The organism is Amycolatopsis albidoflavus (assembly GCF_039525725.1).
Lineage (GTDB): Bacteria > Actinomycetota > Actinomycetes > Mycobacteriales > Pseudonocardiaceae > Amycolatopsis > Amycolatopsis albidoflava.
In genome coordinates this window covers 403,408-427,368 of the sequence record NZ_BAAAHV010000017.1, presented here as the reverse complement: position 1 = coordinate 427,368, position 23,961 = coordinate 403,408, and the positions used below count along the sequence as shown (strand labels likewise).

At 65.8% G+C, this 23,961-nt stretch carries 22 protein-coding genes; 8 read left to right on the top strand and 14 right to left on the bottom strand.

The genetic code is table 11. From position 1 onward, the window contains the following. Positions 1-22: 22 nt before the first annotated feature. From tgmB to ABD156_RS29520, 3 genes are all read left to right on the top strand, one after another. Positions 23-1,012, top strand: a complete 990-nt coding sequence (gene tgmB, locus ABD156_RS29530) for an ATP-grasp ribosomal peptide maturase (RefSeq protein WP_344280909.1) — start codon at positions 23-25, stop codon at positions 1,010-1,012. Next, complete coding sequence (locus ABD156_RS29525) at positions 1,009-2,181, top strand: methyltransferase domain-containing protein (RefSeq protein WP_344280907.1); 1,173 nt, start codon at positions 1,009-1,011, stop codon at positions 2,179-2,181. The genes tgmB and ABD156_RS29525 overlap by 4 nt, the downstream gene beginning before the upstream one ends. A 1,225-nt stretch (positions 2,182-3,406) precedes the next feature. Beyond that, on the top strand, positions 3,407-6,661 hold the full coding sequence (locus ABD156_RS29520) for a type ISP restriction/modification enzyme (RefSeq protein ID WP_344280904.1): 3,255 nt from the start codon (positions 3,407-3,409) through the stop codon (positions 6,659-6,661). Between the two features lie 68 nt (positions 6,662-6,729). Here ABD156_RS29520 and ABD156_RS29515 read toward each other — a convergent pair whose 3' ends face one another. From ABD156_RS29515 to ABD156_RS29505, 3 genes are read right to left on the bottom strand one after another with little or no spacing between them, the layout of a single operon-like run. Continuing rightward, on the bottom strand, positions 6,730-7,350 hold the full coding sequence (locus ABD156_RS29515) for a DUF3159 domain-containing protein (RefSeq protein ID WP_344280901.1): 621 nt from the start codon (positions 7,348-7,350) through the stop codon (positions 6,730-6,732). After that, positions 7,347-7,667 (bottom strand): FAD-dependent oxidoreductase, encoded by a 321-nt coding sequence (locus ABD156_RS29510; protein WP_344280898.1) that lies wholly within the window; start codon positions 7,665-7,667, stop codon positions 7,347-7,349. The genes ABD156_RS29515 and ABD156_RS29510 overlap by 4 nt, the downstream gene beginning before the upstream one ends. Further along, the gene (locus ABD156_RS29505; protein WP_344280896.1) at positions 7,667-8,395 is read right to left on the bottom strand and encodes an FAD-dependent oxidoreductase; all 729 of its coding nucleotides are present in this window, start codon (positions 8,393-8,395) and stop codon (positions 7,667-7,669) included. Before ABD156_RS29505 ends, ABD156_RS29510 begins: the two co-directional genes overlap by 1 nt. A gap of 102 nt (positions 8,396-8,497) precedes the next feature. On the opposite strand from ABD156_RS29505, the gene ABD156_RS29500 reads away from it, so the two are divergent. After that, a complete protein-coding gene (locus ABD156_RS29500; protein ID WP_344280893.1) occupies positions 8,498-9,082 on the top strand; it encodes a TetR/AcrR family transcriptional regulator in 585 nt (194 codons plus the stop codon). Here ABD156_RS29500 and ABD156_RS29495 read toward each other — a convergent pair. Continuing rightward, the gene (locus ABD156_RS29495; RefSeq protein ID WP_344280890.1) at positions 9,079-9,681 is read right to left on the bottom strand and encodes a TetR/AcrR family transcriptional regulator; all 603 of its coding nucleotides are present in this window, start codon (positions 9,679-9,681) and stop codon (positions 9,079-9,081) included. The two genes, ABD156_RS29500 and ABD156_RS29495, sit on opposite strands and share 4 nt — an antisense overlap. A gap of 51 nt (positions 9,682-9,732) precedes the next feature. Between ABD156_RS29495 and ABD156_RS29490 the strand changes: the two genes are divergently transcribed. Beyond that, positions 9,733-11,169: a carboxylesterase/lipase family protein gene (locus ABD156_RS29490; protein WP_344280887.1), complete on the top strand. Its 1,437-nt coding sequence runs from the start codon at positions 9,733-9,735 to the stop codon at positions 11,167-11,169. Here ABD156_RS29490 and ABD156_RS29485 read toward each other — a convergent pair. The 7 genes from ABD156_RS29485 to ABD156_RS29455 are packed head-to-tail and all read right to left on the bottom strand — an operon-like array spanning position 11,153 to position 19,327. Next, positions 11,153-13,075, bottom strand: a complete 1,923-nt coding sequence (locus ABD156_RS29485) for an acetoacetate--CoA ligase (RefSeq protein ID WP_344280884.1) — start codon at positions 13,073-13,075, stop codon at positions 11,153-11,155. The genes ABD156_RS29490 and ABD156_RS29485 overlap by 17 nt on opposite strands. Continuing rightward, positions 13,072-13,878: an SMP-30/gluconolactonase/LRE family protein gene (locus tag ABD156_RS29480; protein ID WP_344280881.1), complete on the bottom strand. Its 807-nt coding sequence runs from the start codon at positions 13,876-13,878 to the stop codon at positions 13,072-13,074. The genes ABD156_RS29485 and ABD156_RS29480 overlap by 4 nt, the downstream gene beginning before the upstream one ends. Next, a complete protein-coding gene (locus tag ABD156_RS29475) occupies positions 13,875-15,326 on the bottom strand; it encodes a bifunctional 3-(3-hydroxy-phenyl)propionate/3-hydroxycinnamic acid hydroxylase (protein WP_344280878.1) in 1,452 nt (483 codons plus the stop codon). Before ABD156_RS29475 ends, ABD156_RS29480 begins: the two co-directional genes overlap by 4 nt. Positions 15,327-15,340: 14 nt before the next feature. After that, positions 15,341-16,546 (bottom strand): MFS transporter, encoded by a 1,206-nt coding sequence (locus tag ABD156_RS29470; protein WP_344280875.1) that lies wholly within the window; start codon positions 16,544-16,546, stop codon positions 15,341-15,343. A gap of 5 nt (positions 16,547-16,551) precedes the next feature. Then, positions 16,552-17,526: an amidohydrolase family protein gene (locus ABD156_RS29465; RefSeq protein ID WP_344280872.1), complete on the bottom strand. Its 975-nt coding sequence runs from the start codon at positions 17,524-17,526 to the stop codon at positions 16,552-16,554. Positions 17,527-17,553: 27 nt separating this feature from the next. Beyond that, positions 17,554-18,480 (bottom strand): VOC family protein, encoded by a 927-nt coding sequence (locus ABD156_RS29460; protein WP_344280870.1) that lies wholly within the window; start codon positions 18,478-18,480, stop codon positions 17,554-17,556. Positions 18,481-18,493: 13 nt separating this feature from the next. Then, on the bottom strand, positions 18,494-19,327 hold the full coding sequence (locus ABD156_RS29455) for a fumarylacetoacetate hydrolase family protein (protein ID WP_344280867.1): 834 nt from the start codon (positions 19,325-19,327) through the stop codon (positions 18,494-18,496). Positions 19,328-19,437: 110 nt separating this feature from the next. On the opposite strand from ABD156_RS29455, the gene ABD156_RS29450 reads away from it, so the two are divergent. After that, positions 19,438-20,124, top strand: a complete 687-nt coding sequence (locus ABD156_RS29450; RefSeq protein WP_344280864.1) for a GntR family transcriptional regulator — start codon at positions 19,438-19,440, stop codon at positions 20,122-20,124. Between the two features lie 111 nt (positions 20,125-20,235). Here the strand turns inward: ABD156_RS29450 and ABD156_RS29445 are convergent, their stop codons facing one another. Both ABD156_RS29445 and ABD156_RS29440 read right to left on the bottom strand, forming a co-directional pair. Beyond that, positions 20,236-20,580, bottom strand: coding sequence for a hypothetical protein (locus ABD156_RS29445; RefSeq protein WP_344280861.1), 345 nt, complete (start codon positions 20,578-20,580; stop codon positions 20,236-20,238). 72 nt (positions 20,581-20,652) lie between these two features. After that, positions 20,653-21,453, bottom strand: a complete 801-nt coding sequence (locus tag ABD156_RS29440) for a trypsin-like serine peptidase (protein WP_344280859.1) — start codon at positions 21,451-21,453, stop codon at positions 20,653-20,655. A gap of 810 nt (positions 21,454-22,263) precedes the next feature. Here ABD156_RS29440 and ABD156_RS29435 point away from each other — a divergent pair. Both ABD156_RS29435 and ABD156_RS29430 read left to right on the top strand, forming a co-directional pair. After that, entirely contained in the window at positions 22,264-22,917 is a 654-nt protein-coding gene (locus tag ABD156_RS29435) for a response regulator (protein ID WP_009083595.1), read from the top strand. 9 nt (positions 22,918-22,926) lie between these two features. After that, on the top strand, positions 22,927-23,547 hold the full coding sequence (locus ABD156_RS29430) for a trimeric intracellular cation channel family protein (RefSeq protein ID WP_344280854.1): 621 nt from the start codon (positions 22,927-22,929) through the stop codon (positions 23,545-23,547). A 2-nt stretch (positions 23,548-23,549) separates the two neighbouring features. Here the strand turns inward: ABD156_RS29430 and ABD156_RS29425 are convergent, their stop codons facing one another. Beyond that, complete coding sequence (locus ABD156_RS29425; protein ID WP_344280851.1) at positions 23,550-23,918, bottom strand: hypothetical protein; 369 nt, start codon at positions 23,916-23,918, stop codon at positions 23,550-23,552. Between the last annotated feature and the right edge of the window lie 43 nt (positions 23,919-23,961).

The following is a 23,961-nucleotide window of genomic DNA, read 5'->3' as shown; positions in this document are numbered from 1 at the left end:
AACCTAAGGACTCGCTGACGCCATGAAACTCGAATCAGACCGCATCGCCAGCACCGTGCTGGTGTTGACGGAGCCGAGCGACAAATCAGCCGATCTCGTCGTCCGCGAACTGGAGCGACGGAACACGCGAGTGTTTCGGGCGGACACCGGCGACTTCCCGCTCTCAGTGAGCGTGAGTGCCTGGTTCGACGGCTCGTGGGACGGCGAGATCCGCAGTCCGGATGGATCGGTCGGCCTGCGCGACATTCGCAGCGTGTATGTCCGCAGGCCGACCGCGTTCACCTTTCCAGCGAAGATGAACGATGCCGAGCAACGGTTCGCCGCGCGCGAAGCTCGTCGAGCGTTCGGCGGGCTGCTCATGAGCCTTCCGTGGTGCTCGTGGGTGAACGACCCGTCAAAGGCGGCGGACGCGGAGTACAAGCCGCTCCAGCTCGCCACCGCCGCGGCGTGCGGCCTGAGCGTGCCGCGCACCGCGATCACCAACGTTCCCGGCGACGCTGTCGACCTCCGAGACCGTCTCGGCGACTCGGTCGTCTACAAGACGCTCTCGGGTGCCTCGGTCCCCGACGGGCAGCGGGTGTCGCTCGTCTATACGACTCCGGTCACGGTGGCGGACATGGCCGACGACCGGATAGCGCTTACCGCCCACCAGTTTCAGGAGAGGATGCCGAAAACCGGGGACGTGCGGGCAACCGTCGTCGGCCGGCGCGTGTTCGCCGCGAACATCCTCGTCGCCGACGAGGATGCCGGAGAACTGCTCGACTGGCGCGCGGACTACACGGCATTGCGCTACGAACCCGTGACCCTGCCCGAAAGCGTCGAGTTGGCGCTCCTGAAGATGACCGACCACCTCGGCCTGGCCTTCGCGGCTGCCGATTTCGTCGTCACCGCCGACAACACCCACTACTTCGTGGACTTGAACCCCAGCGGGCAATGGGGCTGGATAGAGGACGCGACGGCTCTTCCCATCGCGGACGCGATCGCCGCCCTACTCACAGGAGAAGATCAGTGACCGACGTGATCGAGCAGGACAGCAGGCTCAGCCAGCTGGCCGCCGACCTCAACGCCGACCTTATCGAGAGCCTGAAGAACTCCGGGAACCTCAGCGCCGGTGCCTGGAGAGCTGCGTTCGAGGGCATTCCTCGCCACCTTTTCGCGCCGCGCTTCACCCTCCCGGACAACCTCGGCGGTCTCGTCCTGGACGTCGAGGACAGCGGCCGTCGGGAGGAATGGCTGAAAGCGGTCTACCAGGACGAGGCCCTCTTGACGATTTTCGACGAGCGCGACATGGTCACGACCTCGTGTTCCGCGCCGTCGGTGGTAGCGATGATGCTGGAGTCCAGTCAGACGACCGACGGGGACGCGGTGCTGGAGGTCGGCACGGGAACGGGATGGACGGCGGGTCTGCTGTCCCACCGACTCGGACCGGCGGCCGTCACCTCCGTGGACATCGACCCGCGGTGCGTAGCCGAGGCGCGAGAACGCCTGGATCGACTGGGTTTGGATCCGATGCTCGTCGTCTCGGACGGCTACCTCGGGTACCCCGCCCGCGCGCAATACGCCCGGATCATCGCCACGGCGTCTCTGCGCAAGGTGCCGTCGGCCTGGCTGACCCAAGTACGGCCGGGCGGCACAATCCTGGCGGACTTGCGCGGCGACTTCGCCGGCAACCTCGCGCGCCTCACTGTGAATAGAGACGGGTCCGCGAACGGTCGTTTTCTGCCCAAGCGGGTGAACTTCATGCCCTTGCGCAGCAAGGAAGAGCGCTTTCACGAGTTGCCCGAACTGGCGTCTCGTGCCGTCAGCGCTCCCGGTCAGCACCGGCAAACCGGCCTCGCTCCCTCCACTCTGCGCACGTGGGATTTCGCCTTCCTCGCACAACTGTCGATGCCGGGAACACGAGCCGGACGCGTCAGGATCCAGGGCGGCCCGATGTACTACTGCCTCACGGATCCGCAAACCGAGTCGTGGGCGCGGGTCGACGCAGACACCGACGAGGCCGAACGCGAAGTCACCCAAGGCGGGGACCGGCGACTGTGGGACGAACTGGAGACCGCCCACGAACTTTGGACTCGCTTGGACCAGCCGTCACCCGCAGACTTCGCGATCACAGTTTCAGCGGACAGCGAGCAGGTCGTCAGCCTCCCTGACCGCGCCACGCAGTGGACTTTGTCGTTCTAGCGCCCCTGCTCGACGAGGACCAGGACCGTATCCGGGTGCGGTCGCTGGATCTGTTCGGCTTGCGGATGCGGCGATCGGAGCAACCCTCGCGTATCGGGCAACAGCGTACGTCTATTCGCCGATCCTTGATCGCGAGCCACGAATCAGGGGGAGACGTGACGGACGACGACGCTGACAGACCGAGCTACGCCAATACGCCAAGTACGGCAACCGCGCCATTGAGGCTTATGGCGATGGACTGGAACCGGTCGCCGATTGCGGCTCGAAGCTGCTCGGGTCGACCTACACGCCTTGCCTGGATCGGCGTGGATCCGGCTGCACCGGCTACGACGTGGCGTCCGCGCGTTCGCTGCTGTCCCAGACGAAGTCACCTACGGAAGTCGCCGGCGATAGGCGCCGCACTCTCGCCAGGGCATGGGAACATACGTCGTACTGCTTGCCACGGCACCGGGTGCTCGGCCAGCCTCGAAATTTCCCTCTATCTGAAGAGGCCGAGGCCCCATTGGGCCCTTATGCACAACCGGTTTGCCATCGGGATCGATCAACTGAACCGTGGCTCGAAATCGCTTGTTCGTCTCGGTCCAAGGGATCTCGAACAGTACGATCACCCTGTGCGGCGGTGACGGAAGCGGAGTTGTCGACCAGCCGACCCCGAGAGTATGGCTTTGACTTCAACCCGGTGCCCTGCAGCGGTCCGAGGCTTCCCGGCGGCCAGAGGGCCCGAGGGCCAGAGGGCCCGAGGAATTTACTTGCGTTCTGCTGCCATGATTGGTGAGCGCGCTCATCGGCAGTTCCCTCCTGGTCAAGGCTCTGCGGCCTCGCGTAAAGCTTGCTTGGTAGAGATCGCTCGCGAGCACCGGGGCTGTTACGCCAGGGGCGCGCTCGCATGAGCGCAGAATCGTTATCACCGAATAGCTCGAACTTCACGACGCGTCGAAGTCGTTTAGTGTGCGGGACCGCCGCTGCTATTTGCTGCGACCTGGGCTCGTTCACTCGAACGGCGGTGTTATTGCGCATCGCGATCTTACTTGTGTTGCGAGTGTGGAGAAAGTGAAAATAGCTGTGACGTTGCGCGATTTTAAGCGTTCCTGATCGTACCCATTGAGCTGCTGACACATCGGTCGCAACGAGGTTTCTTGGATGGAATAGGTGTGTCGGGCACGGGGAGACGGACATGCATCGAGGTCGGCGAGTTGCGGCTGCGAATGGCGCGCTAGGTCTTGAGTTGGTTATTTCCGACTTCGGCCGTGCCGTGACCAGAAAGCTTCTTACTGGTCACGGTTCCCGAGAAGACCACTTGCGCGGGCCATTTGAGAAGATGCTTGCGGGTATCGCGACAAGCGTCGGGCTTCCGGTCACCACGATTGGTGAAACCAGACTGCCAGATTTGGCGCTCCGTCCCGACTACGCCGTCGACGTGGCGGGTTCGCGCGTCGGTTACGTTGAGTTGAAGAAGCCTGGGCACGGTGTTCCTGGTACCTGGCCGCACCCTTCCGTGCACGATAGGGAGCAGTGGGAGAAGTTTCGGCTGTTGCCTAACGTTCTCTACAGCGACGGCGAGCAATTCGCGCGCTATAAGTTTGGAAAACTGCAAGGCGAGGTTGCTCGCTTGGTGCCAGGGCTCGGTCATGCGGGCGACAAGCTGCATGCGCAAGGTAGTGCTTTCGCTCGGGTCATGACGGACTTCTTGCTTTGGGAACCAGAGCAACCACGTTCACTGGATGATCTCGTGCGCCTGGCGTCGAATCTCTGCCGGTTGTTGCGTGATGATGTCGCCGCCGAGCTAGACCTGGAACAGGCAGGCCGTGCCCGCCAACAGACGTTCAGCGCGTTGGCGATGGACTGGCGACAGGTTCTCTTTCCGAACCTGACCGACGCGCAGTTCGCGGATCAGTACGCGCAGACCGTCACGTTCGCGCTGCTGTTGGCGAGGGTCGAGGGCGTGAGTTTCCAAGGTCGCTCGATCGGTGAGATCGCCAGGTTGCTGGGCAAGAAGCACTCGCTGATGGGCCGGGCGCTCACGGTACTCACCGACCAGCCCGAGGAGGAGTTGAGCATCGCGCTCACGACAATGCTCAGAGTGCTTGGTGTCGTTGATTGGGCGGCGTTCCCCGACGACTCCTATGCGATGCTCTATGAGAACTTCCTCGACACCTACGACCCGGCGCTGCGCCGCAAGAGCGGGGTTTACTACACCCCGGCCGAGCTGGTGTCTTTTATTGCTCGCTTCGTGGATGAAGTACTCCAGAAGAAGCTCGGTCGTCGGCTGGGGTTCGCCGAGCGGGACGTGATTGTCGTCGACCCGGCGATGGGAACTGGCAGCTTCCTAGCCGAGGTCGTCAACACGGTCGCCGCAACCGTTGCCGCGGAAGAAGGTCCCGGTGCGGTCGCGCCGCATCTTCGGGAGCTAGCGGGGCGGTTGATTGGTTTTGAGAATCAGGCCGCCCCTTACGCGGTCGCCGAGCTACGGCTGCACAGCTTGTTGAAGAAGCGGCACCGCTCCGAGGTGCCGCACAGCGAGCGCCGGTTTCTCGCGGACACCCTGGACGATCCCGACGCGCAGACGTTGCCCTTGGGGAAGATGTACGAGGCGATCGAGCGGTCTCGGCGCGGAGCTAACCAGGTCAAGCGCGAAGAACCAGTCATGGTGGTGCTTGGCAACCCGCCGTATGCCGACAAGGCCGGCGGCACAGCCCCTTGGGTCGAGAAGTCGGCCGCGGGCAAGGAAGCCCCGGGGCTGAAAGCATTTCGCAAGATCGGCAATGGGCGTCGCGAATACGTGCTGTCAAACAAGTATGTCTACTTCTGGCGATGGGCTACGTGGAAAGCATTCGATGCCCACCCCGGGCACCCGTCGGGCATCGTTGCTTTCGTCTGCTCCGCGGGATTTCTTGCCGGGTCGGGATTTGCCGGTATGCGTGAGTATCTTCGCCGAACAGCTGACGAGGGATGGATCATCGACCTCACCCCCGAAGGACATCAGCCTCCGATGAACACCAGGTTCTTCCGAGCCAACCAGCAGCCCGTTTGCCTCGCGGTGTTCATCCGGCGAGGAGGCCCCGATCCGGACGCACCCGCGCGGGTGCACCGCGCATCCGTCGAGGGGACAGTGAGCGACAAAGTCGAAGCGCTGACGAGTTTGACGATCGACGACGCACGATGGCGGCAGTGCGTAAACGGCTGGGATGCACCGTTCGACCTTGGCGGTTCCAAGGAATGGGCGTCCATGCCCTCTGTCACCGATCTCATGCCCTGGGCGATACCAGGCGTGAAGCCGAATCGAACGTGGGTTTACGCACCCGAGCCTGAAACCCTCCACAAGCGATGGGCAACGTTGGTCAAGGCGTCGCGCTCAGAGAAGCCCGGACTGTTGAAGGAAACCCGTGACACCCGGGTGGGCTCGGAGAAAGCTCAGATCCCGGGAATGGCTGAGCACTCCGGCACTCTCAGCGGCGAGACGGGACCATGTCCCGCGCTGCGCCGGGTGGCGCACAGATCCTTCGATCGCAAGTGGGTGGTCCCCGATGCGCGACTGCATGACACGCCGAGACCGCCGCTGTGGCACACGTACTCAGGCCAGCAGGTCTTCGTCGTCGAACAGCACGCACATCCCATCGTGGGCGGCCCCGCGCTGGTCTTTTCGTCGCTGATCCCGGACATGCACTACCACTCGGGTCGTGGAGGTCGTGTGTTTCCGTTGTACAGGAATTCTTCGGCGAACTCCGCCAATGTCAGCCCGGGCTTACTCGATTTCCTGTCCCGTCAGTTGAAGTGCCCGGTCAGTGCCGAGGATCTTGTGGCGTACTTGGCTGCCGTCACGGCTCATCAGGGTTTTGCTCGTCGTTTCGCGCAGGACCTGAAACAGCCTGGCGTGCGGATTCCTCTCACGAGAAGCCGGAGTTCCTGGCGTCTGGCGGTGGACTTGGGCCAAGAAGTTCTATGGCTCCATACCTACGGGGAGCATTGCGTCTCCCCGGCCGCGGGCCGTCCCGCAGCCGTACCGCGGCTGAAGGCGCGAGCCGAGCGACCGACTGTGCGAGTGGGAATACCAGACACGCCGGAACGAATGCCGGACAAGATCCGCTACGACGAGTCGGGTCGCGCTCTCCATGTCGGCGAAGGCATTATTTCACCAGTTCCGCCCGAGGCCATGGCGTTCGAGGTTTCCGGGATGCCGGTTGTCAAGCACTGGTTCGACTACCGGAAAAAGAGTCCCGACGGCACCCATTCGTCGCCGCTCAACGACATCGTCGCAACCACGTGGACGGCTGCCATGACTACCGAGTTGCTTGACCTGCTAAACGTTCTCGGACGATGCATAGCCCTGGAACCCGCACAAGACAAACTGTTGGCGAAGATCGTCGCCGGACCTTTGGTCACGATCGAGGACCTCATGTTGTCTGGGGTTCTGCCGGTTCCCAAGTCGGCTACGAAGACACCGAAGGCTGACCACCAGCACGACCTCTTCGATGGCGGCTGAGCAGACGCCGGCAGCAGTTGTGCAAGGGCAACGCATACCGACCGGCACTCGCTGTCGGTCCAAGCGGTTCAGCCAGCCAATTCACCCTGGGCCTGCAGAAACCGCCAACACAAATACCCGCACACCCCCACCGCAGGCGCCCCGCCCAGCACCGTCGCGGCGATCCCCAGCGGAGTCACCAACCCACCCAGATACAGCGGCACCAAAACCGCCGTAGCGAGAACGTACTTCGCCAAGAAAATCCCCGTACACAGCTGATAACGCCGCCGTCGCAAGGGATCCCGTCGCCAGCCAAGCCGTTCGCCTCGGCCGAGCACCAGCACCACCCCGATCACCGGCAGTCGCACCAGGATTGACAGCAGGAATACCGCTCCTCCGGCCGCCTGCATGAGCACCGCTGGCAGGTAGAAGTCCACCGCCCGCCCGGTGCTTCCGGCCAGCAACGCCGACGCCCCGACGATCACCAGGCCGATCGCCGACTGCCAATACTTCAGGTCGGTGAACGTGCGAACCCCGGAGAACACCACCACCCCGCCGACCGCGATCAGTGCGGCGGTCGGCACCTGATCGGTCACCAGGTAGGCGACCAGGAACACCACCCGCGACGCGACTCCTTCGGCAACTGTGCGCCAGCCACCCACCGCGGTGAACAGGGACAGCGACTTCTCCGTCAGCAGCGCGAGCCTCATGCGCTCGCCTTGGCCTGTACCGAGTCGCGCATCGTCGCTTCGTGCGAACCGATCGCGTCGAGAAGATCGCGCTGCCCGCGGTTCGCCTCGACCAGCGCCGAGCAGAGGCGGTGTGCGTCCTGCATGGCGAGGTTGCCGCCGAAACCCGGGGCCAGGTGGATGGCATCTCCGAGGACGGTCACCGGGCTGGCGGGCCAGGCGGGGATCGGCGGGATCATCCCGATGCGCAGCGTGGACGTCATCTCCGGCCACGCCTCGTCGACGACCTGTCGCAAGGCGGCGGGAAGATCTTGGTCCGGGTCGGGCAAAGCCCACATCAGATAGTCCTCGATCGAGGCGACCGCACTATCGCGTAAGGCGGGCAGCAACCGTTCCCGTGCGTCGACAGGTGGCGAGGCGAATCGCAGGGCGGCCAGCACCATTGTCGCGCCGTGCACCGGGCGACGGCGGGGTTGTTGCCGATCTGGTCAGGCAATCTGGGTATCGCCGACAGTGCGGTCGCGCCCATGGTCATGCGCCGTCCCGTGTCGACTACTCGTGCGTGGGGCAGGTATTGACGGCGCACCGCGGAACCGACCCCATCTGCGCCGACCAGGACGTCCGCGGTATCCGTTCTGCCGTTGGCAAACCACGCGCGGACCGTGCCGTCAGCTTGTCGCTCGAACCTCGTGAACTCCGCACCGAAGCGGACCGCGTCCTCCAACCCGGTCAGCAATACCGCCCGCAGCAAAGGGCGATGCGCTTGCCGTCCTGGTCGCGCGTCGGAGGGCTGAGTGTCGACAACGGCGAGCGCACCGTCCACTTCGGACAGTGAAAGGGTCTGTTCGCGCAGGCCGCCCATCGTGGCGTCGATCATCGCGGCATGCGGTGGAGGCAGGCATCCGCGCAAGGCCGCACCGCCTCGATCGTCGATGTGCAGGCTGACCCCTTGCGGCCGCCCCGCCGCGTCGTCCCGCTCGTAGACGGCGACGTCGATTCCCTCTCGGCGCAGGCCCTGGGCGAGCGTCAACCCGCCCAGGCCTGCGCCGATCACGAGCACTTTCATCGCAACCCCCTGTTTCTTCACCGCTGATGAAGTTCAGGCTAGCGCGGGTCGGCAGGAAACTCCACCAACGATGAAGAAAGCTCGGCTAGACTCACCGGCGTCATGACAGAACAAGGTGCTCGCCCAGGACGCTGGCGAACTGGGGCGGAGAGCAAACAGCGCATCCTGGACGCGGCACGCGCGCTGTTCCGGCACCACGGCTACGGCGGCACCACCGTGCGCGCGGTCGCGGGCGAAGCTGGGGTCGACCCCGGGATGGTGTTCTACTTTTTCGGCAACAAGCAGGGTCTCTTCGCCGCGGCGATCGAGATGTCCGCTCAAGCCCCGCCCGCCATCGAGGCAGTCTTCGCCGGCGGGCTCGACGGCTTGGGGGAGCGCATCGTCCGGACGCTCGTGGAGAACCTCGACGCTTCGGGCCGCACGCCACTCGCGATGCTCACCCGTGCCGACGACCAAGCCGATGCCCTGATTCGCGAGTACGTCGACCGCGAAGTCACCGGGCGGCTGGCGGACCTGCTCGACACCCCGGACGCCGCGTTCCGGGCCGGTATGGTCAATGTCCAGCTCCTCGGCCTTGCCGTGGCGAGGTATGTCGTGCGGATCGAGCCGATCGCGTCGGCGTCGGCTGACGAGCTGGTCAGCCGGTTCGGGCCGCTCGTGCAGCAGTGTTTGACCGAGGGCGGCTAGGCGAAAAGCCGGTCCAGATACTGGTCGACAGCCATCAGCGCGGCGCGGGATTCGATCACGTCCAGCTCAAGCAGCGGAGTCAGTCCGGTCAAAGCCAGGACGAGGTTCGTCTCGACAGCCGGGTCGCGATCGGCGGCGATGTGTCCGTCGGCGATGGCTTGCCGGATCAGGTGTTCGACGAGGGCTCGCTTCTCGCGCAGGTCGTCGCGCAGCTTCGTGTGCAACTCCGGATCGTGCAGTGCTTCGAGGACGTACGCGGCGTTCATCCGGCTAGTGGCGCGGGCGTCGGGATGCAGCGGCAGCATCTCGGTGAGCGTCACCCGCAGTACGTCTCGAGGGTGCGTGGCGCCGGCGAGGCTCTCGGCGACTCGGCGCGAGGCCTGCTCCGCGGCGAACTCCATCGCGAACGCGAGCATCGCGGTCCGCGTCGAAAAGTAGTGCTGCACCTGGCCGAGAGACGCCTCTGCCTCGTGCGCGACCTCGCGCATGGTCGCCCGGTTCCAGCCCTGCTGCGCCACCACCCGCCACAACGCGCGCGCGATCGCTTCCCGTCGCTCGCGGTGGTCGACCTTCTTCGGCACGTCGGCCCTTTCCCTCATTCCAATACAGCTGACATAATACACTTGACTTGAAACCTGAGGGGGATGAGAATGGGTGACAAGACGCAGCCAGTGGTCCGGACGGTCGAGGGGGCCGTGGCGGGCCGCTGGCGGGCGGGTATGGCGGAGTTCCGCGGAATCCCGTACGCCCGGCCGCCGGTGGGCGATCTCCGTTTCGCCGCGCCTGTCCCGGTTTCGCGCTGGGACGGCACGCGGCAGGCGACCGAGTTCGGTCCGCTGCCTCCGCAATCCGGGCCGGTCCGGATGGAGTCAGCGCACGAGACCGACTGGCTGACGCTCAATGTCTCGACGCCGGATCCGGGCGCGGCGGGGCTGCCGGTGCTGGTGTGGCTGCCGGGCGGCGGATACGTCATCTCGGTGAGCAGCGACCCGACTTACGACCCGACCTTGTTGTGCGGGGCGGGGTTGGTCGTGGTGAGCGTCAACTACCGGGTCGGCGTCGAGGGATTCGCCCTCATCGACGGCGCGCCGGCCAACCGGGGGTTCCTGGACCAGATCGCCGCCCTGGACTGGGTCCGGCGCAATATCTCCCGTTTCGGCGGCGACTCCGCCCGAGTGTGCGTCGCCGGTCAATCAGCGGGCGCCGGATCGATCGCGGCGTTGCTCGTGATGGCGCAGGGCCTGTTCCGGCGTGCCATTACCCATTCCGTGCCCGGAATTTTCACTCTTCCCTCGCTCGCGAAAAAGGTCACCGCGGCGCTCGCGAACGGGGAAGACCTCCGGAACGTCGACCCGTGGCAGTTGGCCGACAGGCTCACCGCGTTCAACGCCAGCCTGTCCGGCCAGCGCGATCGCTGGGGTCCGATGGCTCAGGTCGGGGCCGGGGTTTGCCCTGTGCTGGACGCTTCCCTTCCGAAGACACCCTGGTCCGCTCTCGAGAGCGGGGTCGAGCTGCTCGTCGGCCACACCCGCGACGAGTTCCGGCTGTTCTCCGTCATGGCCGGGCGGGTCGGCACATTCACCGCCGAGGACGCCCAGCTGGCCCTCGATCTCCTTGCTCCCGAACCAAATGGCTATCGCGCCGCCTACGCGGGAGCCAGCCCGGAGGAGCTGATGGAGATCGTCTATTCGGACGCGCTCTTCCGGATGCCGAGCCAGCAACTCGCTGAAGCGAACGCGTTGGCGGGCGGCAGGTCGTATCTCTTCGAGCTGTGCTTGTCCGCGCCTGGTCTGGGCGCGTGTCACAGCCTCGACGTACCTCTCGCATTCGGAACCTTGGACAGTCCAACCGGCCGTCAGGTGTTCGGCGAGAAACCTGATGCCGCAACGCTTCGGGTGTCTGAGGAGCTTCGACAGGCCTGGATTGGCTTTGCGACCAATGGCGATCCTGGATGGGCTGCCTATCGTCCCGATGAACGACTGACCCGCGTGCTGGACGTCGAGTCGAAGACAGTTCCGTATCCGGAAGAGGCTTCGCGGAAAATCTGGGAGCACCACTCGCCGGTGCCGTTTAATCTTCCCGCATAGGCGGTCCGATCTGCCGGTACCAGTCAAGAAGATCAGGCTGGTCGACGCTGCCTGGATCGACCTCCGGATCCTCCCCTCGCAGCAACCGTTTCACGGGGACTTCCAGCTTCTTCCCGGTGCGAGTATGCGGAATCCCCGGTGCCGCAATGATTTCGTCGGGAACATGCCGTGCTGAAGCACCTTGGCGAATTGCGGCGGCGATCCGCTTCCGAAGCGCTTCGTCGAGGCTCACCCCATCGATCAAGGTGACGAACAATGGCATCCAGTACCCGCCGTCGCCCTGTTCAACGCCGATGACAAGAGCCTCCGCGATCTCCGGGAGTTCCTCCACCGGACCGTAGATATCGCTACTGCCCATCCGTACGCCATGCCGGTTCAGCGTCGCATCTGAACGACCGTGGATGATGACCGAGCCGCGGTCGGTGATGGTCGTCCAATCGCCGTGCCGCCACACGCCCGGGAAGGTGCCGAAATACGCGGCTCGGTAACGGACACCGTCGGGGTCATTCCAGAAACGGACTGGCATGGACGGCATCGGGCGTCTCACCACCAGCTCGCCGACTGTCTCGCGTACAGATTCCCCGCTGTACCCCAGGGAATCGAGCGCGACACCAAGGCAGGGAGCCGACAGCTCACCCGCCCAGACCGGAGTGGTGGGCGCTGCGCTCGCGAAGGCCGTGACGACGTCCGTCCCGCCGCTGCTCGAAACGACCTGGACCCGCGACCCGAGTTCGTGCTCGATCCAGCGGTGCAGGTCGGCCGGGAATGTCGATCCGGTGACGCCTAACCGAACCAGCGCACTGAGGTCGTGCTCGTCAAGCCGGACACCGGCCTTGCGGCAGGACGCCAGGTAGCCGGGGCTGGTTCCCAACGTCGTGACCCGCAAGCGGGCGGCCAACTCCCACAACGCATCCGGGCGGCCGAACGCGGGACTGCCGTCGTAACAAACCGCGGTCGCTCCGACCAGCAGAGCGCCGACAAGCGAGTTCCACAGCATCCAACTGGGCGTGGTGTACCAGAGGATTCGATCACCAGCACGCAGATCTTGGTGGAACGCGGAATGCTTCAACTGCTCAACGACAACACCGCCGTGTCCATGCACTATTCCTTTAGGACGGCCAGTGGTCCCCGAAGAGAACAAGATCCACAGTGGATGCTCGAAGGGAACCGGCACGGGTGCCAGTGCGGCATCGTCGCCAATGATCGAGGACCAGGGAATCGCTCCGGGTAACGATTCCGGGTCGTCGATCACCACGGTAGCGACCAAAGTGGACAGTCCGGCTCGCAGAGCTGCCACATCAGCAGCGCGCTCGACCACCCGGCCGCCGTGTCGCGACCGGGTCGCGGTGATCAACACAGTCGGCGAGAGCTGGGCGAAGCGCGCCTCCGCGGCCGATCCGACGTAGTCCAACCCGCAGGCAGCCCAGACCGCCCCGAGGCTCGCGGTGGCCAGAAACGCCACGATCGCCTCCGCCGAATTAGGCAGATACCCCACGACCCGGTCGCCGGAGGACACGCCCAGTTCGGCCAGCGCAGCCGCGACCGACCCGACTTGCCGACGCAATTCACCCCAGCTCAGCTCAACCGGAGCGCCGTCCTCGGTCACCGCGAGCACGGCAGTGCCGGCCTCGTCGCGGCCCCGGAACACCTCGGCCGCATAGTTCAGCGAGCTCCCCGGAAACCAGACGCTGCCCGGCATCGCCTCGGTCGCCAGCGCCGGTTGCCCCTCCGGACGCGCCGGGAGTCCAAAGTAGTCCCACACCGCGGACCAGAAACCGTCGAGATCCCGCACCGACCATTCCCACAGCGTCCGGTATGCGCCGGTCAGGTCGCGGTTGGTGCGGGCCGAGGCGTACCGGGCGAAATCGGTGATCTGTGCTTCCTCCACCGGGACCCAGCCGCTCATTCAATGTCCCATTCCGCGGCCGTAGTCTGCACTGCTTTGGCCGCGAGGGCTTCGAACAGCGGCCGTCCGCCGGTGTCGGCGAGGGTGACGAACAGCCGGTTCGCGCCGTCGGTGCAGCACGCGATCGGGAATGCCGCGCCGGTTTTGATCGTCTCGCGCACTGTGTTGTCCCGGACCAGCACGACCGCGTGCCCGGTGGTGGTCGCGACCCAGATTCCTTCCGGCCCCGGCCAGATTCCGTCCGGACGAGCGTCGGGATCGACCAATTCGGCAAGGTCGGCGTAAAGCCGCCGATCGGTCAGTGCGCCGTCCGCGCTGACGGTGAAGGCGGTCAGCCGTTGCGCAGCGGTTTCGGCGACGATCAGGGTGCGTCCGCCGTCGAGGAAGGCGAGGCCGTTGGGGAAGTCGAGGTTCTCGGCGGCAACGGTGGCCGAGCCGTCGATGGCGACCCGGACCAGACGGCCTAGCCGCGATGGTTCACCGACGTCGTCAACGTAGAGATTGCCCTGCTCGTCACCGACAAGATCGCCGAGCGGACCGGTGGCCACCGCGCTGAGGTCCGCGTAGGTGGCAAACTGCGCGCCATCCCAGACGCCGATGCGCTTCTCGTGCATCATCGCCGCGACGAGCCTGCCGTCGGGCAAGAACCACAGCCCGTTGGACGGCGAGCCCAGCTTCGTGGCACTCCAGCTTCCGCCGTGGTCCGTCCACAGTTGACTGCCTTGGGTGTCCGACAGCCACAGCGCGCCTTGGTGCCAGCGCGGTCCCTCGCCCCAGATCATTCCGGTTCCGTACGGCTTCATGCGCGCACCGCCATTTGCCGCGCGAGTTCCTTAGTTGCCGTCTCCAGTTCCGCCGTGTCGGCGGCGAGCGCGAAGGCGTACCGGTCCGGGCGGATGATGGCCGCAGTGGCCGAATTCGCGGCCAACCGCGCCTCGACCGCCGGACCAGCGTCAACGACCACCGCGACGTCAAGCCGTCGCCACAACTCCGCGATCTCCGCCGACACGGCCTGCTTGCCCACGACGACGAAGTTGTATCCGGTGACGTCGTCGAGCCGGGTACCGTCGGCGGCTCGGGGCTGCGGGCAGAGCCGACCGGGCTCCCCGCTCAGCCCAGGGCCGAGCGGCGGCCTGAGCGGTTCGAGAGTCTGGGGTTCTCCCAGCTCCGGATGGGTGTCGCCGATGCCGAAGGACTCGATCAGGTTGGCCTGCCGGGCGGATTCGGCGATATAGGGGCGAACGTGCGGGGCGCGCTCGCTTTCGTAGGTGTCGAGCAGGCTGTCGGAGCCGACACCTCGGACGACTGCGGCGAGCTTCCAGGCGAGGTTCGCCGCGTCGCGGAGCCCGGAACACATGCCCTGCCCGAGCATCGGCGGCATCTCGTGCGCGGCGTCGCCGGCGAGGAACAGCCTTCCCGAACGCCAGCCGTGCACGAGCCGCGCGTGCCATTCGTACGTGTCGGCTCGCATGATGCGATAGCTGCCCGGTTCGATCCAACGGCTGAGCGCGTCGTACACCGCCTGCGGGCGTTCGAGCGCGGCGGCGTCGTCTCCGTCGAGGAGCATGAATTCGAACCGCAGCATCGGGGGAAAGATCGGCACGTAGGTAATCGGCCGCTTTCCTTGGCACAGAATGAATCCGGAGTCCACGGGCAGTGCCGGAGGATGCTCGAACGGATGGATGTCGACGATGAGCGAGCGTTGCGTCCCCTCCAGATCTTCGACTTCGGAACCCATCAAGTGCCGGACGAACGAATTGGCTCCGTCCGATCCGACGGCGTAGGCCGCTTTCACCGTCTTGACCTGGTTCCGGTCGGTCACCGTGAGGTACACCGCGTCGGCGTCCTGGGCGATCTCGGTGACGGACCAGCCGAACCACAGGTCGACGTTCGGGTCGCTCGCGAGCAAACCGCGCAGCCGGGATTCGAAATCAGGTTGGTGGAACTGGTAATCCGTACGCCAGCCTTGTCCGGATTCGTCTCGTGCGTGGGCGAATTGGAGGAAGGGCGTTCCGTCCGGCAGTTGCAGCGTCCATCCGGCCTGCCGCAGGAATCGTTGCTCCAGATCGGCCGCGCCGAGCGTTTGCAGGGTGCGCATCGATTCGTCGTCGAGATGGGTCGCTCGCGGATGGTGGCAGACGATCCGGTTCGGATCGATCGCGGCGACCCGGAGTCCTTTCGCGCTGAGCAATCGCGCGAGGGTCAAGCCGACCGGACCGCAGCCCACGACGGCGATGTCGTATGTGTCCATGACTGTTCCTCCGCTCAAGCCGGTTCTTCGACTAGCTGAGATGTGCGGGCTTCCGCGGTGCGGCGGAAACCTCCGAGGGCAACGGTGAGGAGCGCCCCGAGGATCGCCGGCACCGCGAAAAGAAGGAAGTTCCACTGTGGAGCGAGGCCGGCGGCAAGAACCCAGCCGCCGAGCACCGGCCCGGCGATCGCGCCGATCCGGCCGATTCCCAATGCGACACCGATCGCGCTGGCCCTGGCGTGCGCCGGATAAGTGCGGGCGATGTAGACGTTGATCAATCCCTGCACGCCGAACGCGCCCGCGCCGCCGATCAACACGATCACGGAGAGCACGATCAACGGCGACCGGATGCTCAAGGCGGCCATCGCACCCGCGGCGACGACGAAACAAGCGATAATGGGAATTCTCGACCCCGCCCGGTCGGCCAGCACCGCGATCGCGAGACCTCCCACAGTCGCGCCGACATTGAGCAGGGTAAGGAACATCAGTGAGGAATCCAGCGGATACCGTGCGGCTTGCATCAATTGCGGCAGCCAGGTGTTGATCCCGAAGATGAGCAAGAACGAACAGATCACCATCACACAGAACAGCGCTGTCGTTCCCGCGTACGGCTGCCGCAGCACAACGCGCAAGCCGCGTGCCCCGGCCGGCTCTCGCCGATATACCGGAGATTCGGGAAGCCAGCGGTAAGTCATTGGCAGCAACAGCAGTCCGACCGCGCCGCCGACCACGTACTCCGGCCGGAAGTTGTCCCCCTGCAGGAAAGACGCGGCCACGACGGAGGCCAGCGATCCGCCCACCGTGACTCCACATTGGACGATCGCCGAGCTGAGGTTCTTCCGCTTCGGCGGCGCCAGTTCGAAGATCAGCGGCCCCATCGCGGGGTAGACCGCGCCGACCCCGAGCCCGACGACAAGCCTGCTGGCGCCGAACAGTTCCAGATTGGACACGAACGCGCAGGCGAACATGCCCAGCGACACGACCGCGATGCTGAGCAAGGTCGTCCGGCGGCGTCCGTACCGGTCGGTGAGCGGACCGACCAGCAGAGCGCCGAAAAGCATGCCCACCGGGGTGAGGCTGCCCAACGTGCCCAATTCGGGGAGGGAAAGATGCCACGGCTGGTGCCGGAGCAACAGCGGCGTCGTCGCGCCGAAAGCGACGAGGTCGTACCCTTCCAGCGTCATGACGGCCAGCCCGATCGCGATGGCTCGCCACGGCATCGTCCTCACGTGCGTGCCGTCGCTGTCGGCAGGCGCAGCACTCGCTCGGCGTTGCCGTGGCTGATCTTCTCGCGATCCCGGTTGCTGATCGGTGCCTGTTCGAGGAACTGGACGGCCTCGGCGGTGTCCTCGAAGGGGTAGTCGACGGCGAACAGGATCGCGTCCGCGCCGACGGCCAGAATCGCGCCGGCGAGCGCGGCCGGGGAACACACGCCGCTGGTGGTGATCAGGATGTTGTCGCCGAAGTATTCCGACGGTTTCCGCGCGAGTGTCCGGTGTTCCTGCCGGTCGTAGCGCGAGTCAAGCCGCGCGAGCTGAAACGGCAGGAACTCGCCGAGGTGGCCGAGAATGACCGTGGCCCCGGGATGCCGATCGAAGACGCCGCCGAAAATCAGCCGGAGCGCGTGCCCGCTGGTCTCCGCCGCCCAGCTCCACAATGGACCCCGCAGTTCCGGCCGTCCCTCGAGCACCTGCCACGGCTCGGCCGGGGGAGCGCCTGGGTGGAGGTAGAGGGGCACCCGCAACTCTTCGAGCGCCGCCCACACTGGTTCGTAGCGCGGGTCGTCGAGGTAGACGCCGTTGGTGTGGTCGTTGACGAGTACGCCGCTGAGCCCGAGCGTGCCGACGGCTCGGCGGAGTTCCGCCACCGCCGCCTCGGGATCCTGGAGCGGCAGGGCCGCCAGCCCGCGGAACCGATCCGGATGGTCGGCGACCACCTCGGCTAGGTGGTCATTGGCGATCCGGGCGTCGTTGACTGCCTGTGCGGCGTCGGTCAGGCCCTGGATACCGGGTGCGGTCAGGGAAAGCACCTGGACGTCGATGCCGTGCTCGTCCATTTCCGGCAGCCGGTAGGTCGTGTAGTCGCACAACCGTTTTCCCCAGTCCTCGACCCACCTCGTGGCGGTTTCCGTTTTGGGCACGGGGTAACCGGCCTGCAGTTCGGGGAGCGCGAACGCTTCCTCCATAGCGATGTAACGCAAGGTTTTTGCCTTTCTTCGGCGATGTGCTCAACTGCCTTCTGAGTGCGCGCCGGTCATGTGCGCCGCGAGGTCTTCCGGATTGATGAACGACGGCGGAGGCGGCGGACCCCATTCGTAGAGCGACTGGAGGCCCTCGAACGACCGCGGCGTCCAGAGCTGGTCGTCGACGATGGCGTCCATGTCGGAGTAGTACTCGGCGAAGTTCCCGGCGGGATCCTTGAGGTACCAGAAGAAATTCGACCCGATGTGGTGGCGGCCCAGTCCCCAGACGTGGCGTTCCGGATGGTCGGCGAGCATGCTCATCGCACCCCGCCCGACATCGTCCACATCGGACACCTGCCAAGAGGTGTGGTGCAGGAAATTGAGAGGAGCCTGCTGTACCAACAGGTTGTGGTGGTCGGTGGAGCACCGCAGGAATGCCGCGCGGCCGGGGACCACGTCGCTGACCTTGAACCCGATTCCGTCGGTGAAGAACCGCTGGGTCGATTCCTGCTCGACAGTGCCGATCACGACGTGCCCCAGCGCGAGCGGCCGCACCGCCTCGGTCCGGGACAGAACCGGTGCCCGGGTGTCGGCGCGGTCCAGCCGGCCAGGCCCGTTGTACAGGGTCGCCGGTACGGATACGCGCACCAGCCGAGGCGCGATGACCGCTTCGACGGCGATGTCCGCGATGGGTTCCCGTGCGCGCAGCGTTTCCGCGTCGCGCTGTACCGGGATGCCCAGCCGGTCGAGGTTCGCGGCGATCCGGCCGAGGTCGTCAGCATCGTCGACCGCGACGGTCATCCCGAGCAGACGGCGGACGCGCGAGTGCTTGAGGACGAACTGCTCCCCGCCCTCGACCGTGGCGAACCGACCCGGTGCGAGCTGCGTAAGCCCGAAGTCGTCGTAATAACCGGCGGTGCCCGCGACGTCGGGGACACCGACGGTCAGCGACTTCAATCTGTGCAGTGCCATGGAATTACCCCTTTCACCCGGCGACGCAGATCTGCCGGAGCTGTCCGATGCCCTCGATCCGCGTGACCACTTCGTCGCCCGCCCGCAGGTAGCGCTGCGGGGACCGGGAATGCCCGACGCCCGAGGGCGTGCCGGTGAAGATCAGGTCTCCGGGCAACAGCGGGCATACCGCCGACAGCCGGGCAATCAGCTCGGCGACCGAGAAGACCATCGACGACGTGCGCGCCTTCTGCACGGTCTCGCCGTTGACCAGGCATTCGATCGCGAGGTCGTCGGGGTCGGCGAACTCGTCCGCGGTCAGCAGCACCGGCCCCGTCGGCGCGAATCCCGGGAACGACTTGCCGAGCGAAAACTGCGGGACCGGCCCCGCCGCCTGCACGACCCGTTCGGAAAAGTCTTGCCCCACGGTCAATCCGGCCACGTGCAGCCAGGCGTCCTCGGCCGCGGTTTTCTCGGCCCGGCGGCCGATCACCACCACGAGCTCCGCTTCCCAGTCGACGAACTCGCTGGGCAGCCGCAGCTGGGTGTCCGGCCCGGTGAGGGAGGTGGCGAACTTCGTAAAAGTCGCGGGTGACTCCGGCAGCGCGAGCCCCGCTTCCCGCGCGTGCTCGCGGTAGTTCAACCCGATCGCGAAGATCTGCCGCGGCTTCGGCGAGGGACTCCCCGCGCGCCCCTCGGACGCGGCCGGCCCGTCCGTCGCCGCTCGCCCCCACTCCGCGAACTCGGTCCAGCGCTCGAAAACCGCGAGCGGATCGGCCGGAAACCGCCCGCTGCTCGCGCCCTCGACGTCGATCACCTTGTCGTCGAGCACCAGGCACATCCGGCCCGCCCGTGTCGTCGTTTTCATGCTCCGCGTCCTTCCGTCTGCGTCCCGGCCAGTGAACACCTGGGAATCTCGATAAGTCAACTAAATCTCGAGATTCTCGGGTGAATGCGGAACCGGGTACGATCTTCGACATGACTGGCGCTCGCAGCACGACCCGCGTCGAGGACGTCTACCTGCGTCTTCGCGCCGACATCCTCAACGGCCGGCATGCGCCGGGATCGCGGCTGCGCGTGGAAGCGCTCAAAGGGGACTACGACGCGAGCAGCGGCGTCCTGCGTGAAGCACTCCCGCGTCTCGTGGGCCAGGGGCTTGCGACTTTCGCGCCGCAGCAAGGATTCCGGGTCATCGACGTCTCCCCGGACACTCTGCAAGACCTGACCGAAGCACGCGTGGTCGTCGAGACGTACGTGGTCCGCGAATCCCTCGCGCACGGCAGCATCGAATGGGAATCGGACCTGCTCGCGGCGCACCACAATCTCGCCCGCACCACGTTCGCCGACGAGTCAGACGCGATCAACGAGCGATGGCTGACCGCGCACGCCCGGTTTCATCAGGTCCTGCTGGAAGGCTGCCCCAACCAGCACCTGCGCGCGGTGGCGACGCAATTGCGCGAATCCGCCGAGGTCTACCGATGCTGGGCCCGCACCTCAAGTGAGGACAGCCACCGGGACGTCGTCGCGGAACACCGGCTGATCTGCGAACGCGCGATCGAACGAGACGTCCCGGGTACGGTCGAGGCCCTGCGGGACCACATCGAGCTGACTACGAAGCTGCTGCTCGACGACTATCGGAACCGGGGAGGCGAAGAGGTGGGGTGACCATGCCTCAAGTGTTGCCACGTCGCGTAACCGGCGTCCAAGACTGGTTCGCTATCCGTCGATAACCTGGCGGCATGGTTGCTGCGCGCTCCGCCCGCGGTGCGCTGACGATCAGCTCGGGACGATCAGCGCGACGGCCGCGGCGAGAATGATCCCGCCGCAGCCGCCGAGCAGTATGGCGCCGACCATGCGAGGGGTCCCGTTTTTGGTGAGTACAAGGAAAAGCCCGACTGCGCCGAGTGCAAGCGCAACCGCTCCGAGAATGAGCAATGCCGGCGGAAACGCCATCGCCGGCCCGGCGGGCTGCGGATCGGTGAACGACGGGCTTTCGGGAACCGTGCCAGTCGCTGGAATGGGCTGAGTCACCGTTTTGCTGGGTTGCGGCTGTGTGCTGGAACAGCCCGCCAACAGTGCCAAAGCTGTCGAGCACATAAGAATCTGGCGCGGACGGCGCATGCGAGCTCCCTCTGGCCGGGCAACCGCGAAGACGGACACTGCCGAGAAGCCGTCCGCCTCCGCGCCTGGACGCTACCCGTTGGCCAACTTTCGGTAAAGGTTTCCTTGGCCGGCGTCGGTGAAATAGGGCGAACGGAGGTTGTGGAAAATATCTCCGTTGCTGGTGTCGCCGTGTACCAGGCCAACGCCGGTGCCGTCCGGCTTGTCCTGGTAGTCGACAAGCCACGGGCCGCCGGACGAACCTCCGCCGAGGGCGCACCCGATCGTCACTTGGTTAGGGAAGAAAACGCTTGCCTTGGCGGTTTTCCCCTGGCAGTTGTACTGCTCTCGCCCGCCGTCCTTGTCGGCCGGGTAGCCGATGATCGTCACATCGCGTTCGTAGGGGCCGCCGACCTGCAGCCCGTTCGCGAAATTCCCGACTGCGTCGACGAGGGTGCGTCCTTCGGAATTTTTCCCTACGACGGCGATGGCGGTGTCGTATCCCCAGGAGTTTCCGTCGGACCATCCTTTGAGGGTGCCGAGATTGTAGGAGACAAACCGGCCGTACGGGCTGTCTCCGTTGTGGTAACCCGGCACAAAGGTGAACTTTTCCATCCACTTCTTGTCTTCGTACGCACAGTGTCCGGCGGTGACCACCATGTTCTTGGCCGGACTGTTGACGATGCTCCCGGAGCAGACGTAGTCCTTTCCGTCTCCGGGGTTGTGGAAGAAAACTTTTCCTGCTGTGCGCGTGATATAGATGTTCCGAATTTCGGAACTATGTTCGTTGGGTGACAGAGGTGCCGCGACGTCGATTGACGGTTCGATCGCTGGCGCTGGATCGACGGGTGTCTGCTGGTGTTCGTTCTGATCGGCCGGTTCTGCGTGTCTCATTCTGTCAGGAGTCCGGTAGGATCTGGTCTCCTGTTCGTACTCGGCTAGCGGTCCTCCGGCAGGATTGGAGATTATTGCCTGAGTATACCGACCGGATACATCTTGAGTGCCTGCGTGTGCTGGCGTTGAAAATCCGCTCAATAGTAATGATGATATTCCGGCAGTTATTATTGCTTGCGAGATTTTCTGCATCATTCCTCCCCGAATGAAAGCATTCACGCGATTTCACGCTAGCACTCAAGGCTGAGCCTTGGCGTGATCCATCGGGGTGACGCTGGATCGCCGGGGATTTCCGCGGGCGAAGGTCGGTTTCACGCGAAGGAGTCGTAGGCGACCCTGTCGGCGAGGCGGAGTGCCCGGCTCATGACGGGGAGGAATGAACCCCGGCCCTCAGGCGCCCGGTGCGCACCCCAGCGTGCTGTCACTCTGGGCGCATTTTCTTCATCTCAGCGACACTCTCCGCAACCGGCACGGCGATTTGTCGGCACTGAGCCAACGAGCCCTTCCGGCTGCAGTACGGCCTCGGGGGCCATCAACGGTGGCGGCCGCAGACGCGGCGTACCGGCCGCAGGTGTGCGGCCGATGAATATCCGTTCCTTCTGGATCGGTTACGCAACCCGGTGAGACCCACCTCATGAACTCACTCAGATGGGTGAGCCGCAACGGGGCTGACTCCTGGTCTCGGCCGCTCCGGTGGACCAGTCGAGTCACCTGGTCGTGTCTGGTTTCGAAACCGTGAACAACAGTAGGTAATCTTCCGTAACGGGTGCGGGGAGCCGCCTCCAACCCACGGTTTGCCGGAGGGCTTCGTTGATCAAGCTCATGTTCGCCGACGACGAGGAACTAGTTCGGTCGGGGCTGCGCGCCATGATGTCCGGGGCGTCGGACATCGAGATCGTGGGCGAGGCAAGCGACGGCAGATCGGCGGTCGAGGTCGCCCGTCGCTATCACCCTGACGTCGCGCTGCTAGACATCAAGATGCGCGCCCCTGACGACGGCATTCGCGCGCTTCGGGCCATTCTCGCGCTGCCCGATCCGCCGACCGTCGCCATGCTCACCACCTTCGACATCGACGAGTACGTCAGCCTCGCGCTGCGGCTCGGCGCCAACGGGTTCCTGCTGAAGGACATCGACCCGGCGGCGCTGCTGCGCGCGGTGCGCGACCTGGCCAAGGGCGGGGCTGTCCTCGACCCAGGCGTGGCCGTACGCATGGTGCAGAGCCACCGCGACGAGCAGCGGGCCGCTCAGCCGGCGCGCAAGCTGCTGGCCTCGCTGTCCGAGCGCGAACGAGAGGTCGTCGCGCTGATCGGGCAGGGGTTGTCGAACGCCGAGATCGGCGGGCGGCTGCATCTGTCCGAGGCGACGGTGAAGGGATACGTCTCGGCTGTCCTGTCGAAGATCGGCGCGGCCAACCGGGTGCAGGCCGCACTCCTGGCCTACCGCGGCGGGCTCCTCGACCAGTAGAACCAGCACATGCTGCTGACCGCGCTCGAGTTCCTCGGGCTGGTGGCGTTCGCGGCGTCCGGGGCGCTGGCCGCGGTCCGGGCGCGGCTGGACGTGTTCGGGGTCGTCGTGGTCGGGCTGACCACGGCGCTCGGCGGCGGCATCATCCGCGACGTGCTCCTCGGCATCCATCCGCCGACGTCCCTGCGCAACTGGCCGTACCTGGCCGTCTGCGCGGCGACGGCGCTGATCGTGTTCGCCTTCCATCCGCAGGTCGCCCGGCTGCGGCACGCGGTGCTGCTGGCGGACGCGGTCGGGCTCGGCGTGTTCGCCACGGCCGGGACGACGCTGGCGCTCAACGCGGGCGCCACCGGGTACGCCGCCTGCCTGATCGGCATGACCAGCGGCATCGGCGGCGGCGCGGTCCGCGACCTGCTGCTGCGGGAGATTCCCCTCGTGCTGCGCAAGGAGATCTACGCGATGGCGGCGCTGACCGGCGCGGTCTGCGTCTGGGCGGGGCACGCGCTCGACCTCCCGGCCGGCGCGGTCACGACCTTCTCCGCGGTGGTCGTGGTCGCGATTCGGGTGCTCACACTCTGGCGACACTGGAACGCTCCGGTCGCGCGGCCGCCGGAGGAGCGTTCGCTGTGAGGTCAGCTGCAGATATGGATGTGCTTCCCGCCGACGCAGGTGCGTACGTGTGGGTGCGGGATGTGCGGCACGTGCACGCTGCCGCCTGAGTCGTCGGGCAGGGGCGCGCCGGTGACGCCTGACCCGGTTCCGGTGTCGACGGCATCGCCAGAGGAGGGCGAGTACGTCGGCGTGTCCGGGGTAGCCGGCAGGTCGGACGACGGAGTTGGGCTGTAAGCAGGTGCCGAAGCCGTGGTGAGCGGGACCGTCACGGAGGCGGGTGCGGAAGGTCCGGCGTCCTTGCTGCCGCACGCGTTGCCGATCATCCCGATGACGCCGAGTACACAGATCCCGGCCAGCCAGCCGGGGCCGAGGCGTTTCCGATGGGCCATCAGCGCTCCTCGTTCTCAAGGTCAGCTGATGGTCGCGGCTCCC

Excerpts from the sequence above, each read along its gene's own strand:
- tgmB (WP_344280909.1), top strand. The coding sequence starts at position 23 with ATGAAACTCGAATCAGACCGCATCGCCAGCACCGTGCTGGTGTTGACG.
- ABD156_RS29515 (WP_344280901.1), bottom strand. The coding sequence starts at position 7,350 with ATGAGGCTCGCGCTGCTGACGGAGAAGTCGCTGTCCCTGTTCACCGCG.
- ABD156_RS29510 (WP_344280898.1), bottom strand. The coding sequence starts at position 7,667 with ATGTGGGCTTTGCCCGACCCGGACCAAGATCTTCCCGCCGCCTTGCGA.
- ABD156_RS29505 (WP_344280896.1), bottom strand. The coding sequence starts at position 8,395 with ATGAAAGTGCTCGTGATCGGCGCAGGCCTGGGCGGGTTGACGCTCGCC.
- ABD156_RS29500 (WP_344280893.1), top strand. The coding sequence starts at position 8,498 with ATGACAGAACAAGGTGCTCGCCCAGGACGCTGGCGAACTGGGGCGGAG.
- ABD156_RS29495 (WP_344280890.1), bottom strand. The coding sequence starts at position 9,681 with ATGAGGGAAAGGGCCGACGTGCCGAAGAAGGTCGACCACCGCGAGCGA.
- ABD156_RS29490 (WP_344280887.1), top strand. The coding sequence starts at position 9,733 with ATGGGTGACAAGACGCAGCCAGTGGTCCGGACGGTCGAGGGGGCCGTG.
- ABD156_RS29485 (WP_344280884.1), bottom strand. The coding sequence starts at position 13,075 with ATGAGCGGCTGGGTCCCGGTGGAGGAAGCACAGATCACCGATTTCGCC.
- ABD156_RS29480 (WP_344280881.1), bottom strand. The coding sequence starts at position 13,878 with ATGAAGCCGTACGGAACCGGAATGATCTGGGGCGAGGGACCGCGCTGG.
- ABD156_RS29475 (WP_344280878.1), bottom strand. The coding sequence starts at position 15,326 with ATGGACACATACGACATCGCCGTCGTGGGCTGCGGTCCGGTCGGCTTG.
- ABD156_RS29470 (WP_344280875.1), bottom strand. The coding sequence starts at position 16,546 with ATGCCGTGGCGAGCCATCGCGATCGGGCTGGCCGTCATGACGCTGGAA.
- ABD156_RS29460 (WP_344280870.1), bottom strand. The coding sequence starts at position 18,480 with ATGGCACTGCACAGATTGAAGTCGCTGACCGTCGGTGTCCCCGACGTC.
- ABD156_RS29455 (WP_344280867.1), bottom strand. The coding sequence starts at position 19,327 with ATGAAAACGACGACACGGGCGGGCCGGATGTGCCTGGTGCTCGACGAC.
- ABD156_RS29450 (WP_344280864.1), top strand. The coding sequence starts at position 19,438 with ATGACTGGCGCTCGCAGCACGACCCGCGTCGAGGACGTCTACCTGCGT.
- ABD156_RS29445 (WP_344280861.1), bottom strand. The coding sequence starts at position 20,580 with ATGCGCCGTCCGCGCCAGATTCTTATGTGCTCGACAGCTTTGGCACTG.
- ABD156_RS29440 (WP_344280859.1), bottom strand. The coding sequence starts at position 21,453 with ATGAGACACGCAGAACCGGCCGATCAGAACGAACACCAGCAGACACCC.
- ABD156_RS29430 (WP_344280854.1), top strand. The coding sequence starts at position 22,927 with ATGCTGCTGACCGCGCTCGAGTTCCTCGGGCTGGTGGCGTTCGCGGCG.
- ABD156_RS29425 (WP_344280851.1), bottom strand. The coding sequence starts at position 23,918 with ATGGCCCATCGGAAACGCCTCGGCCCCGGCTGGCTGGCCGGGATCTGT.